Genomic DNA, 16,479 nt, shown 5'->3' with positions numbered 1-16,479 from the left:
CCTGGGTGGGGGTGCGGTGCGCGGGCGAGGGACGTCGCGGCCGGTCGGCACGCGACGAGGCTCGTCAGGCCCGGCGACACCACTGGTCGAACAGGTGCGCACGACGGCTCTCCCAGAGGGGGCCGAGGAGGAAGTGCTGCACGGCGACATTGGACCACGCCGCCCGGGGCGCGTCACCTCCGGGTCGTGGCCCGGTGTCGATCATGGTGTGCGCTCGGCGCGGCGCGCTGTCGGTGGGCCGACCTACTGTGGAGGGGCTCGCCCGCACCACCACACCCCGGAGGGCACCACGGAGCGCACCACCGAGCAGGCCCGCCCCACCCAGGGATGGGTCCGCCGCCTCGCCCGCGACTGCTGGCGTCGCCCCACCCTCACCGTCGCGTCCCTCACCGCCTCCGTCCTCGGGGTCAGCCTCGAGGCGATCGGCCCGCTGCTCATCGGCACCGCCGTCGACCGCGCCGTCGCCGGCTCCACCGAGGGCCTCGGGCTGCTCGTCGCGGCCATGGTCGTCATCGCGGTCGTGCGGTTCGGCGCGGCGTTCCTGCGGCGCTACCTGGGCGGACGCCTGTCGCTCGGCGTCCAGCACGACCTGCGGCGCCGCGTGTTCGGGTCGGTCTCGCGGCTCGACGGCCCGAAGCAGGACGCGCTGCGCACCGGCCAGGTGGTCTCGCGCGCGAACTCCGACCTCCAGCAGGTCCAGGGCCTGCTGGGCATGGTCCCGCTGGTCGCGGGCACGCTCGGGCAGCTCGTCGTGTCGGTGGCGATCATGATGTGGCTCTCGCCGCTGCTCACCGTGGTCTCGCTCGTGGTGCTGCCGATCGGCGTGGTGTTCACCGGGCGGATGCGCCGGCGGCTCTTCCCCGCGACGTGGTCGGCGCAGCAGCGCGCGGCCGAGGTCGCCCAGCACGTCGAGGAGACCGTCACGGGGGTGCGCGTCGTCAAGGGCTTCGGCCAGGAGACGCGCGAGGTCGGGCGGCTGCGCGAGGCGGCGCGCAGGCTCTATGCCGAGCGCCTGCGCGCGGCGTGGCTCAACGCGAAGCTCACGCCCACGCTCTCGGCGCTGCCGACCGTCGGGCAGCTCGTCGTCTTCGCGCTCGGCGGCGTGCTCGCGGTGGGCGGGCAGATCTCGCTGGGCGTGTTCATCGCGTTCACCGCCTACGTCGCGGCCCTCGTCGGCCCGGCGCGGCTGGTGGCGGGCCTGGTCGTCATGGGCCAGCTCGCGCGGGCCGGCGTCGAGCGCGTGTACGAGCTCATCGACTCCCAGCCCGAGATCGTCGACGCCCCGGACGCCCGCCCGATCCCCGAGGGCCCGCTCGGCGTGCAGCTCGACGACGTGCGCTTCGGCTACGCGCGCAGCGAGCCGGTGCTCGACGGGCTGTCGCTGGACATCCGGGCGGGCGAGACGGTCGCGCTCGTGGGCACGGCGGGCTCGGGCAAGTCGACGGTCGCCCTGCTCGCGCCGCGGTTCTACGACGTGCAGGGCGGCGCGCTGCGCATCGGCCCGGCCGACGACCTCGTCGACGTGCGCGACGTGCACCTCGAGGAGCTGCGGCGCGCGGTCGGCGTCGTGTTCGAGGAGGCGTTCCTCTTCTCCGACACGGTGCGGGCCAACATCGCCTACGGCTGCCCGGACGCCACCGAGGAGCAGGTCCGCGCCGCCGCGGTCGCGGCCCAGGCCGACGGCTTCATCGCCGCGCTGCCCGAGGGCTACGACACCCGCGTCGGCGAGCGCGGCCTCACGCTCTCCGGCGGCCAGCGCCAGCGCGTCGCGCTCGCCCGCGCCCTGCTCTACGACCCCCGGGTGCTCGTCCTCGACGACGCCACCTCCGCGGTGGACGCCACCACCGAGGCGGCCATCGGCGAGACGCTGCGCCGGGTCACCGCCCAGCGCACGACGCTCGTCATCGCCCACCGGCGCTCCACGCTGGCGCTCGCCGACCGCATCGCCGTGCTCGACGGCGGCCGCGTCGTCGATGTCGGCACCCGCGCCGAGCTCGAGGCCCGCTGCCGGCTGTTCCGCGAGCTGCTCGCCGGGCCGGCGGAGCGCATCGACGAGACCGGCCGGGTCGACGAGGACGCGAACGCCCCAGCCCGCGACGACGCGGTGCCCGCGGTGGAGTCGGTGCCCGCGGTGGACGCGGTGCCCGCCCCCACCATCACCCGCGCCCTCTGGCCCGACGACCCCGCGCCCGACCGACCGGTGCCCGCGCCGGCGCCCGCGGTGGTGTCGGTCGGGGCGGAGGCGCTCGCGGGCGGCATCGACGGCGGCGGGTCGCCCGAGATGCGCACCCAGATCGACCGGCTCCCGCCCGCCACCGAGGAGCCCGACCTGCACGGCGAGGACCCGACGGCGCCCGACCCGGCCTTCCGCCTGGGCCGGCTGCTGCGTCCGGTGCGGTGGGCGCTCGCGGTCGCCGTCGTGCTCATCGGCCTCGACGCCGCCGCCACCGTCGCCTTCCCGTCGCTCGCGCGCCTCGCCGTCGACGGCGGCATCCAGTCGCGCTCGCTCGACGTGCTGTGGCTGGCGGTCGGGCTCGGCGTCGTCGTGGTGGCGGTCGACTGGCTGGTCGTCGCCGCGCAGACCGTGCTCACCGCGCGGATCGGCGAGGGCCGGCTCTACCTGCTGCGCACCCGCAGCTTCGCCCACCTGCAGCGCCTCGGCCTCGACTACTACGAGCGCGAGCTCGGCGGCCGGATCATGACGCGGATGACGACGGACGTCGACGCCCTGTCGTCGTTCCTGCAGACCGGGCTCGCCCAGGCCGTCGTCGCCCTGCTGACGATCATCGGCGTCGCGGTGGCCCTGCTCGTCACCGACGTCGAGCTGGCCCTGGTCGCGCTCGCGGTGATGCCGGTGCTCGTGGTGGCGACGGTGATCTTCCGGCGCCTGGTGTCGGTGGCGTACGCCGAGGCGCGCGAGCGGGTCAGCGTCGTCAACGCCGACCTGCAGGAGAACGTCGCGGGCCTGCGGGTCGCCCAGGCGCACACCCACGAGGCGATCTCGGCGGCCACCTTCGCCGACAACAGCGACGCCTACCGCCGGGCCCGGCTGCGGGCCCAGCGCCTCATCGCCACGTACTTCCCGTTCGCCGCGATGCTCTCGGACCTCGCCCAGGCCGCGGTGCTCGGTGTCGGCGCGGCACGCGTGGCCACCGGTGGCCTGTCCCCCGGCGTGCTCGCCGCGTTCCTGCTCTACCTCGCGATGTTCTTCGGCCCGGTCCAGCAGCTCTCGCAGGTGTTCGACGGCTACCAGCAGGCCCGCATCGGCCTGCTGCGCATCGGCGAGCTGCTGCGCACGCCGACGTCGGTGCCCGCACCCGAGCACCCGGTGGCGCGGGGCGACCTGCGCGGCGAGGTCGAGCTGCGCGACGTCGGCTTCTCCTACGCCGGCGCCGAGACGCCGGCGCTGTCGGGCTTCTCGCTGCACGTGCCGGCCGGGCGCACCGTCGCGCTGGTCGGCGCCACGGGTGCGGGCAAGTCGACCGTGGTGAAGCTCGTCGCGCGGTTCTACGACGCCACGTCGGGCGCGGTGCTCATCGACGGTGTCGACGTCCGCGACCACGACCTGCCGACGCTGCACCGGCACCTGGGCGTCGTCCCGCAGGAGGCGCACCTGTTCGTCGGCGACGTCGCGTCGAACATCGCCTACGGCGACCCCGAGGCCACCCCGGCCCGCATCGAGCAGGCGGCGCGCGACGTCGGCGCGCTCGACATGATCGGCACCCTGCCGGGCGGCTTCCGCCAGCCCGTCGGCGAGCGGGGCGGCGGCCTGTCCGCCGGGCAGCGCCAGCTCGTCGCCCTCGCCCGTGCCGAGCTGGTCGACCCGCGCCTGCTGCTGCTCGACGAGGCCACCGCCGCCCTCGACCCCGCCACCGAGGGCGCGGTGCTCGCGGCCGGCGAGCGGCTCGCGGCCCCGCGGACCACCTTCGTCGTGGCCCACCGGCTCGCGACCGCCGCGCGGGCCGACCACATCGTGGTGATCGACGGCGGCCGCATCCTCGAGGAGGGCACGCACGACGAGCTCCTCGCCCGCGACGGCGCCTACGCGCGCCTGTGGCTGGCCGGGGCCGGGACGGTCGACGACGCGTTCGGCAGCGACGGCGTCGACGGGCTCGCCGACGACGACCTCGCGCGGGTGGGCTGAGGGTGGCGTCCGGCGCGAGCAGCCCCGCTCGCGGTTCACCCTGACGGACAGGAACCGGGGGAACCGCCGCGGTCGACCGCCGAACGCGTGATTTCGGGCACGTACCGTGTGGAGCGGACGGCGCAGCACCACCGGAGCAGCTGTCCGGGCGGGTGTGGACCGGTGCAGTAGGCGACAGGGCACCGGCCCCGCGCGGTGTCAAGCGCTAATCTGGACACGCTTCCGACGCCACCGCGACGATTGATTGAGGCGATCCCTAGTCGTGTCGAGTAGTAGCCCGACCGCCCAGTTCGGACCCAACGAGTGGCTGGTCGACGAGATGTACCAGCGCTACCTGGCCGACCCCGACTCCGTCGACTCCGCGTGGCACGACTTCTTCGCCGACTACAGCCCGGACACCGCCCCCGACGAGGCGGGCGCCCACGCGAGCGCCGGCAACGCCGCGAACGGCTCCCGGCCGCTGTCGGGCGGGTCGGCCGAGGCTGCCGAGGCGGACCAGGACGCCGGCGACGACGCCGCGCCGGCGAGCACCGAGGCCCCGCCGGCGGGCACCGCGTCGGGCTCTTCGTCGACCACCTCGTCGACCACCTCGTCGACCACCTCGTCGACCACCTCGTCGACCACCGCGAGCAGCGGCACGACGAGCACGTCGTCCTCGAGCGGCTCCGCGACGGCGCCCGCGAGGAAGAACAGCCAGGCCGGCAGCCAGGCCACCACCCCGAGCCGCCCGGCCACGCCGACCTCGACCCCGACCGGCGACCGTGACGCGGCGAGCAAGCCCGCGGCCGGCACGACGAGCCCGGCGAAGTCGGCCCAGCCGGGCGCCTCGAACGGCGCGGTCGAGACCACCAAGCCGCTGCGCGGTGCCGCGAACGCGATCGCCAAGAACATGACGGCGTCGCTGCAGCTGCCGACGGCCACCAGCGTGCGCGCGGTGCCGGCGAAGCTGCTCGCCGACAACCGCATCGTCATCAACAACCACCTGCGGCGCACGCGCGGCGGGAAGGTCTCGTTCACCCACCTGCTCGGCTACGCCATGGTGCGCGCCCTGCAGGCGTTCCCCAACATGAACCGGCACTACGGCGAGGACGAGAAGGGCAAGCCCGCCGTCGTCGACCCCGGTCACGTGAACCTCGGCCTGGCGATGGACCTGCCGGGCAAGGACGGCTCGCGCTCGCTCGTGGTGGTGGCCCTCAAGGGCACCGAGAACATGAGCTTCGCCCAGTTCTGGGCCGCCTACGAGGACATGGTGCGCAAGGCCCGCACCGGCTCGCTGACCAGCGAGGACTTCGCCGGCGTCACCATCTCGCTGACCAACCCGGGCACCATCGGCACCAACCACTCGGTGCCGCGCCTGACCGTCGGCCAGGGCACCATCGTCGGCGTCGGCGCGATGGAGTACCCCGCCGAGTTCCAGGGGGCGAGCGAGGAGAAGCTCGCCGACATGGGCATCAGCAAGATCATCACGCTGACGTCCACGTACGACCACCGGATCATCCAGGGCGCCGAGTCCGGCGACTTCCTGCGCCGCATCCACCACCTCGTGCTCGGCGAGGACGGCTTCTACGACGACATCTTCGCGTCGCTGCGGATCCCCTACGAGCCGATCCGCTGGCGCCAGGACCTGCCGTCGTCGCAGATCGACCGCACTGCGCGGATCATCGAGCTGATCGACGCGTACCGCACGCGCGGCCACCTCATGGCCGACACCGACCCGCTGTCGCACCCCCAGCGCAAGCACCCCGACCTCGACATCGCGTCGCACGGCCTGACGCTCTGGGACCTCGACCGCGAGTTCCCCGTCGACGGGTTCGCCGGGCGCGGGTGCATGAAGCTGCGCGACGTCCTCGGCGTCCTGCGCGACTCGTACTGCCGCACCATGGGCGTCGAGTACATGCACATCCTCGACCCCGAGAAGCGCACCTGGCTCCAGGAGCGTATCGAGCGCCCGCACGAGAAGGTGCCGGTCGCCGAGCAGAAGTACATCCTCTCGAAGCTCAACGCGGCCGAGGCGTTCGAGGCGTTCCTGCAGACCAAGTACGTCGGGCAGAAGCGCTTCTCGCTCGAGGGCGCGGAGACCGTGATCCCGCTGCTCGACGCGGTGCTCGACACGGCCGCGGCGCACGAGCTCGACGAGGTCGTCATCGGCATGCCCCACCGCGGGCGCCTCAACGTGCTGGCGAACATCGTCGGCAAGCCGGTGTCGCAGATCTTCCGCGAGTTCGAGGGCAACCTCGACCCGGGCCAGGCGCACGGCTCCGGCGACGTGAAGTACCACCTCGGCGCCGAGGGCAAGTTCTTCCGCATGTTCGGCGACGGCGAGACCACGGTGTCGCTGACGTCGAACCCCTCGCACCTCGAGGCCGTCGACCCCGTGATGCAGGGCATCGTGCGGGCCAAGCAGGACATGCTCGACAAGGGCCCGGAGGGCTTCACCGTCCTGCCCGTCGCCCTGCACGGCGACGCCGCGTTCGCCGGCCAGGGCGTGGTCGCCGAGACGCTGAACCTCGCGCTGCTGCGCGGGTACCGCACCGGCGGCACCGTGCACGTGATCGTCAACAACCAGGTCGGCTTCACCACCGCGCCCGAGCACACCCGCTCGACGCACTACTGCACCGACGTGGCGAAGATGATCGACGCGCCGGTCTTCCACGTGAACGGCGACGACCCCGAGGCCTGCGTCTGGGTGGCGCGCCTCGCCGTCGAGTTCCGCGAGCGCTGGAACTCCGACGTCGTGATCGACATGATCTGCTACCGCCGGCGGGGCCACAACGAGGGCGACGACCCCTCGATGACCCAGCCGGAGATGTACGACGTCATCGACGCCAAGCGCTCGGTGCGCAAGACCTACACCGAGTCGCTGATCGGCCGCGGCGACATCTCCCTCGACGAGGCCGAGCACGCGCTGCGCGACTACGGCAGCCAGCTCGAGCACGTGTTCAACGAGGTCCGCGAGCTGGAGAAGGCCGACCCCGAGCCCAGCCCCTCGGTCGAGTACGAGCAGGCCGTGCCGAACTCGCTGCAGACCGCGGTGCCGCTGGACGTCATCCAGCGGATCGCCCGGGCGCACACCGACCTGCCCGACAACTTCGCGGTGCACCCACGCGTCAAGCCCGTCCTCGACCGCCGGGGCAAGGCCGCGGCGACCGACACCGAGGAGGGCATCGACTGGGCGTACGCCGAGCTGCTGGCGTGGGGCTCGCTGCTCATCGACGGCAAGCTCGTGCGGCTGTCCGGCCAGGACTCGCGGCGGGGCACGTTCGTCCAGCGCCACTCGGTGATCATCGACCGCCACGACGGCTCGGAGTACGTGCCGCTGCGCCACCTGACCGCCGACCAGGGCAAGTTCATGCCCTACGACTCGGCGCTCTCGGAGTTCGCGGCGGTCGGCTTCGAGTACGGCTACTCGGTGGCCAACCACGAGGCGCTCGTGCTCTGGGAAGCCCAGTTCGGCGACTTCGTCAACGGCGCCCAGTCGATCATCGATGAGTTCATCTCGTCCGGCGAGGCCAAGTGGGGCCAGACCTCCGACGTCGTGCTGCTGCTGCCGCACGGCCACGAGGGCCAGGGCCCGGACCACACCTCGGGCCGCATCGAGCGCTTCCTGCAGCTGTGCGCCGAGGGGTCGATGACGGTCGCGCTGCCGTCGAGCCCGGCGAACTACTTCCACCTGCTGCGCCGCCACGCCACCGACGGGGTGCGCCGCCCGCTGGTCGTCTTCACGCCGAAGTCGATGCTGCGGAACAAGGCGGCGGTCAGCCCGGTGGAGGAGTTCACCTCCGGCGGCTACCGGCCGATCCTCGACGACCCGGCGTTCGCCGACGGAGGCACCGACGGCGTCACCCGCCTCCTGCTGTGCGCCGGCAAGATCTACTACGAGCTGGTCGCCGCGCGGGAGAAGGCGGGCCGCACCCACGACACCGCGATCGTGCGGATGGAGCAGCTCTACCCGCTGGCCACCGAGGAGCTCGCGGCCGTCCTCGACCGGTACCCGAACGCGGGCGGCGACGTCCGCTGGGTGCAGGAGGAGCCGGCCAACCAGGGCGCCTGGCCGTTCCTGGGCCTGTGGCTGCCGGAGCGGATGAACGGCCGCCTGCCCCACATCACGCGCATCTCGCGGCGCCGCATGGCCGCCCCGGCCGCCGGCGTGGCGAAGGTGCACGAGGTGGAGCAGAAGGCGCTCATCGCCGAGGCGCTCGCGGACTAGCCGGTCGTGTACTTCACGGACCGCGGGATCGAGGAGCTCGAGGACCGGCGGGGCGAGGAGGAGGTCAGCCTGGCCTGGCTGGCCGACCGCCTCCGCGCCTTCGTCGACGCCCACCCCGAGCACGCCGGGGCGGCCGACCGGTTCGCGACCTTCCTCGCCCGCGACGACAGCGACGACGAGTAGCCGCGTCGCCCCGGCCGACCCGGCAGCCGGAGCGAACGGGGAGTTCGCGCGCCTAGAGGCAGCGAACAGCGCGTTCGCTGCCGTGGTGGGGTGCTCAGACGGCGTCGACCCGCTCGGACTCCTCGTAGCGCAGCACCGGCAGCAGCGAGGGCTCCGGGCGGGCGGGGTCGGCCGCGCAGGCGTCGATCGCCGCCTCCAGACCCGCCCCGTCGAGCCCGGCGCCGAGGAACACCAGCCGGGCGCCGGCGACGTCCACGGAGCGCGGCGCGGGGCGCACCCGGATCGCCGTCCCGACCGTCTGCACGACGAACGGGGCGGCGCCGGGGAAGCGCACCACGCCCTTGGACCGGAACACCCCGGCCGGCCCCGCCTCGAGGAACGTCGCGAACCGCGCCGGGTCGAGCGGGGCGTCCCGCTCCACCGCGACGCTCTCCCAGGCGGCGTGGGCGTGCTCGTCGGCGGGGTGCTCCTCGCGCAGGAGCACGTCGAACGACAGCTGGCCCGACCGCGGCGGGCGGCGGCGGGCCGGCGGGTCGACGAGCAGCGCGGGGTCGAGCGCCCCGCGCACCACGGGGAGCACCGGACCGGGGGCGATCGCCCGCAGGGACGCGAGCAGCGGGGCGGGGTCGGCGACACGGTCGACCTGGTTGAGCACCACGAGGTCGGCGAGGCGGATCACCCCGTCCTGCTCCCCCGCGGCGCCGGGCTCGGCGCCGGCGTCGACGACCACCACCAGCCCGCCGTACGCCGCGTGCCGCGCCTCGCCCGCGACCGCGTCGAGCAGCAGGCGCACCAGCTCGCGGGGCTCGGCGAGGCCGCTGGCCTCCACGACGACCAGGTCCAGGCGGGCCGACGGCGCCGTCAGCTCGGCGAGCAGCCCGGCGAGGCCGTTGGCGTCGGTGGTGCAGCACAGGCACCCGTCGGCCAGCGAGGTCACCGCGCTGGCCTGCCCCGCCACCAGCATCGCGTCGATGCCGATCGCCCCGAAGTCGTTGACGACGACGCCGACCCGGATCCCGTCGGCGCGGCGCAGCAGATGGTTGACCAGCGTCGACTTGCCGACCCCGAGGCGACCGGCGACCAGCACGACGGGGACGCGACGGGGCACGCGTCCACCCTCGCACGCCGACCCTGGGCGGCCCGGCACCCGGAGCGAACGGGGAGTTCGCGCGCGTAGAGGCCGCGAGATACCCGTTCGCTCCGGGGGGACAGGCGCGCTACCGGATGCCCGCCTGGTTCAGCCAGTCGCGGGCGACCTGGGCCGGATCGGGGCGGTCGGGCCCCGCGAGGCGCTGGTTGAGCGCCGTGAGCTGCGTGGTGTCCATGCGCTGGGAGATCTGGTTGAGCGTGTCGGTGACGCGCGGGTCGGCCGCCTTCGCCCGGTTGACCAGCGGCACCACGTTCTGCGCCGCGAAGTTCGACCGCGGGTCCTCGAGGATGACGAAGTCGTTCTCGGGGATCGAGGCGTCGGTGGTGAACAGGTCGGCCGCCTGCACCGTGCCGTCGCGCAGCGCCGCGACCGTCAGCGGGCCGCCGGCGTCGAGGGCGCGGAACTCGCGGAACGTGCAGTTGTAGAGCCGCTGCAGGCCCGGCACGCCGTAGGCGCGCTGCTGGAACTCCGGCGGGCCGCCGAAGGCGATCGTCGGGCACAGCGGGGCGAGGTCCTCGATCGAGCGCAGGTTGTTCTGCGTGGCGAAGGCGCGGGTGACGACGACGGCGTCCTTGTCCTCCGCGGGGCTCTGCTCGAGCAGCTGGAGCTGCTGCGGGAGGCGACCCGTGATCTGCTGGTAGACCTGGTCCGACGCGGTGGCGGTGGTCTGCGGGTCGAGGAACTGCAGCAGGTTGCCGGTGTAGTCGGGCACGAGGTCGATCTCGCCGCGCTCGACGGCCGGGAAGTACGTCTCGCGGCTGCCGATGCCGAAGCGCCGCTCGACGGTGACGCCGCGGGTCTCCAGGGCCGTCGCGTAGATCTCGGCGAGCAGCCGGTTCTCGGTGAAGTTCGCCGAGCCGATGCGGACCGTGCCCTGGGCCGAGGGGCCGGCGGGCGCGGTGGCGAGCGGGTCGGACTCGCCGCCGCAGCCGGCGAGGAGCACGCCGACGGCGGCGAGCGCCGCCACGATCAGCGCGCGCGGGGATCGGATCACGGTCGGGCCTTTCTCACGAGGACGCCTGGGTCGACGCGTCCGGGGTCGGGGCGGGCGAGGTCGGGGCGGTCGGGGTAGGGGCGGCCGGGATCGGGGCGGCCGGGACGGGCGCGCGGCGCAGCCGCAGCCGGTCGGGGCCGGGGGTGACGAGGCGGCCGAGGCCCTGCAGCACGAGCTCGACGACGACCGAGAGCACCGCGACGACCAGGGCGCCGCCGAGCATCTGCGGGAAGTCGCGCACGGCGAAGCCGTCGATGATGTAGCGCCCGAGCCCGCCGAGGCCGACGTACGCGGCGATGGTGGCCGTCGCGACCACCTGCAGCGTCGCGAAGCGCAGCCCGCCGAGGACGAGCGGCACGGCGGCGGGCACCTCGACCTGCAGCAGGATCTGGCGCTCCCGCATCCCCATGCCGCGCGCCGCGTCGACCGCGCCGGGGTCGGCCCCGGCGACCCCGGAGTAGGCGCCGGCGAGCAGCGGCGGGATGGCGAGCAGCACGAGCGCGAGGGTCGGCGGCAGCAGCCCGAGGCCCAGCAGCAGCACGAACAGCACGAGCACGCCGAGCTCGGGCAGCGCGCGCAGGCCGTTGGCGACGCCGACGACGACGAGCCCGCCGCGGCGCGTGTGGCCGATCAGCGCGCCGATCGGCAGCGCGATCACCGCCGCGATGGCGACGGCGAGGACGGTGTACCCGAGGTGCTCGAGCACGCGGGCGGGGATGCCGGCGGGCCCGCTCCACTGCGCGGGGTCGCTGAACCACTCGCCGAGACGACCGAGCACGGCTACACCCCCGCCCGCGACCACGGCGTGAGCGCGCGCCCGAGCGCGAGCCACAGCGCGTCGAACACGAACGCGAGGACGACCGAGCCGACGATGCCGGTGGCCACCATCGCCGTGTAGTCCTGCTGGAAGCCGTCGGTCATCAGCGTGCCCAGCGACTGGATGCCCACCAGCGCACCCACGGTGACCAGCGAGAACGCCGACACCGACGCGACGCGCACGCCCGCGGTGAGCACCGGGACGGCCAGCGGGAGCTGCACCCCGAACAGCAGGCCCGCGGGCCGGTAGCCGACCGCGACCGCTGCCGTGGTGACCGTCGCCGGCACCGCGTCGAGGGCCTCGGCTACGCTGCGCACGAGCAGCGCCACCGTGTAGATCGTCAGGGTCAGCCCGACGTTGACCGGGCTGAGGATGGGCGTGCCCAGCACGACCGGGATGAACACGATCAGTGCGAGGGACGGGACGGTGTAGAGCGCGCCGGACAGCGGCACGAGCACCCGTCGCGCGGCCGGCGAGCGGTGCGCCCACCAGCCCAGCGGCAGGGCGAGGAGCAGCCCGACCAGCACGGGTACCAGCGCCAGCAGGACGTGGGCGACGACGAGGACGTCGAGGTCGTACCCGAAGGCCCTCACCGGGCCGGGTCCCTCTCCAGCAGCGCCAGGACGTCGTCCGCGTCCACCCCGCCCCGGTAGCGGCCCTCGCCGTCGACGGCCACGCCGCGGCCCGCCGGCGAGCTCAGCGTCGCGTCGAGCGCCCCGCGCAGGGTGCCGGCGCCGTCGGACGCGGCCGTACCGTCCGGGCCCCCATCGGTGACGTAGAGCGAGCCGAGGTCGTGGCGCGCGCCGTCGGGACCGAGCCAGGCCGCGGGCCGGTCGCCGTCGAGCAGCACCGTCCACTCCCCCGGCGGGCCCGCGCCGTCCGGGCCCTCGACCCGCGTGGGCAGGTCGGAGAGCCGCAGCGCGGTGGCCGGCACGAAGCCCAGGCGCCGGTAGCCGCGGTCGCGCCCCACGAAGCCGGCGACGAAGTCGTCGGCCGGGGCGGCGAGCAGCTCGTCCGGCGGGGCGAACTGGGCGAGCCGGCCGCCGACGCGCAGCACCGCCACCCGGTCGCCCAGGCGGATCGCCTCGTCGATGTCGTGGGTGACGAACAGGATGGTCTTGCCGAGGTCGGCCTGCAGGCGCAGCAGCTCGTCCTGCAGCTCGACGCGCACCACGGGGTCGACCGCGGAGAACGGCTCGTCCATGAGCAGCACCGGCGCGTCACCGGCGAGGGCCCGCGCGACACCGACGCGCTGCTGCTGGCCGCCGGAGAGCTGCGCGGGCCAGCGCTGCGCGAGCGTGGCGTCGAGCCCGACGCGCTCGAGGACCTCGGCCGCGCGGGCGCGCGCCTCACGCCGCGACAGGCCCTGGAGCACCGGGACGGTGGCGACGTTGTCGATCACCCGCCGGTGCGGGAACAGGCCCGCCTGCTGGATGACGTAGCCGATGCCGCGGCGCAGCTCCGCCGGGTCGCCCTCGGCGACGTCGCGGCCGTCGAGGTGCACCGAGCCCGACGTCGGCTCGACCATCCGGTTGACCGTGCGCAGCGACGTGGTCTTGCCGCAGCCCGACGGCCCGACCAGCACCGTGATCTCGCCCTCGCGCGCCGTCAGCGTCAGGGAGTCGAGGCCCACCGTGCCGTCGGGGAAACGCTTGCCCACACCCCGGAACTCGATCACGTGCCTGGCCCCCGGGTTCGGTGTCCGGCGGCTCACGGGTCGGCCACCGGGTCAGCGCGTGAATCTAACCGGGCCCCCCGACGCCCGCGACCGATCACCGGCACCCGACACCTCCCGGTGTGACCCCGGTCTCAGCGCCGACCTCAGCCGGCCGCGCGGTCCTCCGGGGTCAGCGGCCCGCGGCGCAGGAGCTGCGTGAACGCCTCGCCCGGCATCGCGCGGGCGAAGAGCCAGCCCTGGTAGGCGTGCACGCCGAGGTCGCGCAGCACCGCGAACTGGTCGGCGTCCTCCACGCCCTCGGCGACGCACACCTGGCCGATGGCCGCGGTGAGGTCGACGACGGCCCGGGCCACGGCGCGGTCGGACTCGCCGGTGGCGACGCCCCGGACGAAACCGCGGTCGAGCTTGACGATCTGCGCGGGCAGGCCGGTCAGGCGCGAGAGCGACGAGTAGCCGGTGCCGAAGTCGTCGACCGCGAAGCGCACGCCCGCCGCGATCAGCTCGTTCATCTCGCGCAGCGTGGTGGCGGGCAGGTCGGCGAGGCAGGTCTCGACGAGCTCGAGCACCAGGCGGTCCAACGGCAGGCCCGCGTCGGTGACGGCCTCGTGCACGGTCTCGAGGAAGTCGGGGTCGCCGGGCAGCAGGCCCGCGAGGTTCACCGCCACCGACGGCGGGGTCCCGTCCGGACCGGACGACGGCCACACCGCGGCCTCGCGCACCGCCGTGCGCAGCACCCAGCGGTCGAGCTCGCCGAGCAGGTCGGCGGCCTCGGCCACGGGCAGGAACTTGTCCGGGAAGATCAGGCCCTGCTCGGGGTGCTGCCAGCGCACGAGCGCCTCGGCGGTCTGCACCCGCCCGTCGGCCCCGACGACCGGCTGGAAGTGCAGCACGAGCTCGTCGTTGACCATGGCCTCGCGCAGCTGCGTCTCCATCCGCAGCGCCTCGTCGGCGCCGCGCATGATGGCCTCGTCGGCGAGGGCGAAGCGGCCGTTGCCGCCGCTCTTGGCCTCGAACAGGGCCGCGTCGGCGAAGCGCATGAGATCGCCGGTGCCCGGGTGCACCGGGGCGGGCTCGAGGCCGGCGAGCTCGGTGGCGCGCTCCTGGCGCAGCACCTGCTCCACCGGGTCGCCGGTGGGGTCGATGTCGGGCCGGCCGGGGTCGGTGCGGGCGTCCGGACCGGCGGACGCCCCGAGCCCCACCGTCGCGCCGACCGCGGCGCCGACCGTCGCCGAGATGCGCACGAGCTGGCCGTGCACCGGGATGGCGGTGCGCAGGATGCCGGCGACGGTCGCCGAGAGCGCGTCCAGCCCGCCGTGCAGGTCGACGTCGGCGCACACGACGACGAACTCGTCACCGGCGCTGCGCGAGGCGGCGCACCCGGCGGGCAGCCGGTCGCGCAGGCGCTGGGCCAGCTCGACGAGCAGCTCGTCGCCGGCGTCGTGGCCGAGCGAGTCGTTGACGCGCTTGAAGTTGTCGAGGTCGCAGAACAGCAGCCCCGTGCGCCGCGCCGTCGGGCCCGCGAGCAGCCGCGACACCGTCGTCTGCAGCGCGCGGCGGTTCGGCAGGCCGGTGAGCTCGTCGTGCATCGCCTGGTGGCGCAGGCTCGCCTCGACCTTGCGGGCGTCGGTGACGTCGGTGAACACCACGAGGTGGGTGACGCCGCCGTCGTCGTGCACCGACACCGAGACGTGCAGCTCGCACCACACCGCGTCGGCGTCGGCGCCGCCCGCGCCGCGCTCGCGGCGCCGCAGGGCCCGCGGGGAGCAGGACCAGCTCACCGACCCCGCCGAGCCCGCGGGCCGCGCGAGCAGCGGCGTCGCCGGGCCGGCGCCGGCGGCGGCCTCGGCGCCGAGGTCGAGCAGCTCGTCGGCGCGCCGGCCGCGCAGCGCCTCCGGGCCCTGCCCGAGCAGCCGGCACAGCGCCTGGTTGGCCTTGACCAGGCGCTCGTCGTCGTCGAACAGCGCGATGCCGACGGGGGCGACGGCGAGCAGGTCGGTGAAGCGCTGGGTCAGCGCGCGCAGCCGCTCCTCGGCCTGGCGCCGGCCGGTGACGTCGGCGGCGGTGCCGAGGACCGTGCGGTCGGGGCGCCGCGCGGCGTGCACCTGCAGGATGCGGCCGCTGCCGTCGCCGAGGCGCACCTCGGCCTCCAGCGCCGCACCCTCGCCGACCAGGGCCTCCCAGCGGCGCACGAAGCCGGCGCGGTCCGCGGGGTGCAGCGCGGCGAGCAGCCCCTCGGCACGCCACTCGGGGCGGGTGTCGAGGCCCAGCAGCTCGGTGAGCACCGGCGAGAGCCACGCCGAGCCCGTCGCGAGGTCGACCTGCCAGTGCCCGAGGCCGGCGATGCGCTCGACGTCGGCGGCGCTCGGGCCGGTCAGGGGCTCGGTGGGCGGCTCGAAGGCGAGGGGGCGGTCGGCCGGGGCGGGAGCCGGCTCGCGGGCGGGCTCGGGGGCCTGCTCGGCCTGCGGCACCAGGACGAGCACCGCGCCGCCCGTCCGGTCCGGCCACACGACCACCTGGACCGGCAGCGACGGTGCCAGGAGGCGCCGGACCCGCGCGGACAGGAGGCCCTCGGGGGCGCCGTCGGCGGCGTGGACGTCGGCGAGCAGGTCGGTGACCTTCCGGCCGAGCATCTGGTGGGGCTCGAGGCCGCCGGTCGGGTCGACGAGGCGGGCGACGGCGTCGCGGACGGCGACGAGGCGTCCGCACGCGTCGTGGCGCAGCGCCGCCCCCGGCGGCAGCGCGCCCGCACCGCCCGGGCCCTCCGGGCCGTCGCCACCGGGCAGGACCGCGAGCGCCTCGGACCGCCGACCCCCCGTCGCCCCGTGGACGACGGCGAGGCCGCGCGAGCCCGGCACCGGCACGGCACTGCCCACGTCTGCGCTCCTCGCTCGCGGGGACCCCGCCGTCCCGAGGTGGAACGGTGCGTCCGCGTCTGTCTCAGGCAACGAAGGAAACGCGAGGGGGGTCCGGGTGGATCACCCCGTGGAGGGACGGCACGCGGCGACCGCGAGTCCGCACGCGTTCTGCTGCACGACACGGACGATCGACCTTGAGGACACCGACCGGTCGTCGCGCCGAAGCGGACGGCGTCCACGACGAGCGGCACACGGCCCAGTGCTGCTGCGCCGATCGACCGCCTGGTCACCCACGTGCGGCTCGCCGACCTACCGACGGTGCGTCCCGTGAGCCACGAGCGGTCCGGTTTCTGCCGCGAGCGCTCGGCAACCACCGATCGGTGGATCCTGCGTGCTCCGGGCGAGCGACATCGATACGTCGGACCACTGGGCACCTCCTCGGTACCCGACG

Annotated in this window: 9 protein-coding genes; 3 read left to right on the top strand and 6 right to left on the bottom strand. The window is 74.9% G+C overall.

Going from position 1 to position 16,479, the window contains the following annotated elements; translation table 11 throughout:
• The first annotated feature begins 208 nt into the window (after positions 1 to 208).
• The 3 genes from PH190_RS19765 to PH190_RS19755 all read left to right on the top strand — a co-directional run bounded on the left by PH190_RS19765 (position 209) and on the right by PH190_RS19755 (position 8,534).
• Positions 209 to 4,144, top strand: coding sequence for an ABC transporter ATP-binding protein (locus PH190_RS19765; protein ID WP_274233241.1), 3,936 nt, complete (start codon positions 209 to 211; stop codon positions 4,142 to 4,144).
• A gap of 319 nt (positions 4,145 to 4,463) precedes the next feature.
• Positions 4,464 to 8,351, top strand: a complete 3,888-nt coding sequence (locus tag PH190_RS19760) for a multifunctional oxoglutarate decarboxylase/oxoglutarate dehydrogenase thiamine pyrophosphate-binding subunit/dihydrolipoyllysine-residue succinyltransferase subunit (RefSeq protein ID WP_337993835.1) — start codon at positions 4,464 to 4,466, stop codon at positions 8,349 to 8,351.
• A gap of 6 nt (positions 8,352 to 8,357) precedes the next feature.
• Positions 8,358 to 8,534 (top strand): DUF6104 family protein, encoded by a 177-nt coding sequence (locus tag PH190_RS19755; protein WP_274191560.1) that lies wholly within the window; start codon positions 8,358 to 8,360, stop codon positions 8,532 to 8,534.
• Between the two features lie 94 nt (positions 8,535 to 8,628).
• On the opposite strand, the gene PH190_RS19750 is transcribed toward PH190_RS19755, so the two are convergent.
• The 6 genes from PH190_RS19750 to PH190_RS19725 form a co-directional block, all read right to left on the bottom strand.
• A complete protein-coding gene (locus PH190_RS19750) occupies positions 8,629 to 9,642 on the bottom strand; it encodes a CobW family GTP-binding protein (protein ID WP_274233239.1) in 1,014 nt (337 codons plus the stop codon).
• A 109-nt stretch (positions 9,643 to 9,751) separates the two neighbouring features.
• Positions 9,752 to 10,678 carry an ABC transporter substrate-binding protein gene (locus tag PH190_RS19745; protein ID WP_274233238.1) on the bottom strand — a complete coding sequence of 309 codons (927 nt, stop codon included), beginning with the start codon at positions 10,676 to 10,678 and terminating at the stop codon, positions 9,752 to 9,754.
• 13 nt (positions 10,679 to 10,691) lie between these two features.
• Positions 10,692 to 11,456 (bottom strand): ABC transporter permease, encoded by a 765-nt coding sequence (locus PH190_RS19740; RefSeq protein WP_274233237.1) that lies wholly within the window; start codon positions 11,454 to 11,456, stop codon positions 10,692 to 10,694.
• Positions 11,457 to 11,458: 2 nt separating this feature from the next.
• Positions 11,459 to 12,088, bottom strand: coding sequence for an ABC transporter permease (locus tag PH190_RS19735; RefSeq protein ID WP_274233236.1), 630 nt, complete (start codon positions 12,086 to 12,088; stop codon positions 11,459 to 11,461).
• Positions 12,085 to 13,173, bottom strand: a complete 1,089-nt coding sequence (locus PH190_RS19730; protein WP_274233235.1) for an ABC transporter ATP-binding protein — start codon at positions 13,171 to 13,173, stop codon at positions 12,085 to 12,087. The genes PH190_RS19735 and PH190_RS19730 overlap by 4 nt, the downstream gene beginning before the upstream one ends.
• 143 nt (positions 13,174 to 13,316) lie before the next feature.
• On the bottom strand, positions 13,317 to 16,046 hold the full coding sequence (locus tag PH190_RS19725; protein ID WP_274233234.1) for a putative bifunctional diguanylate cyclase/phosphodiesterase: 2,730 nt from the start codon (positions 16,044 to 16,046) through the stop codon (positions 13,317 to 13,319).
• Between the last annotated feature and the right edge of the window lie 433 nt (positions 16,047 to 16,479).

It is taken from the genome of Actinomycetospora straminea (genome assembly GCF_028737255.1).
Lineage (GTDB): Bacteria > Actinomycetota > Actinomycetes > Mycobacteriales > Pseudonocardiaceae > Actinomycetospora > Actinomycetospora straminea.
The sequence above is the reverse complement of the archived record's forward strand: the minus strand, read 5'-3'. Positions and strand labels throughout refer to the sequence as shown.

What these genes read in the sequence shown, in the direction of transcription:
- PH190_RS19760 (WP_337993835.1), top strand. Translation starts at nt 4,464, where the DNA reads ATGTACCAGCGCTACCTGGCCGACCCCGACTCCGTCGACTCCGCGTGG.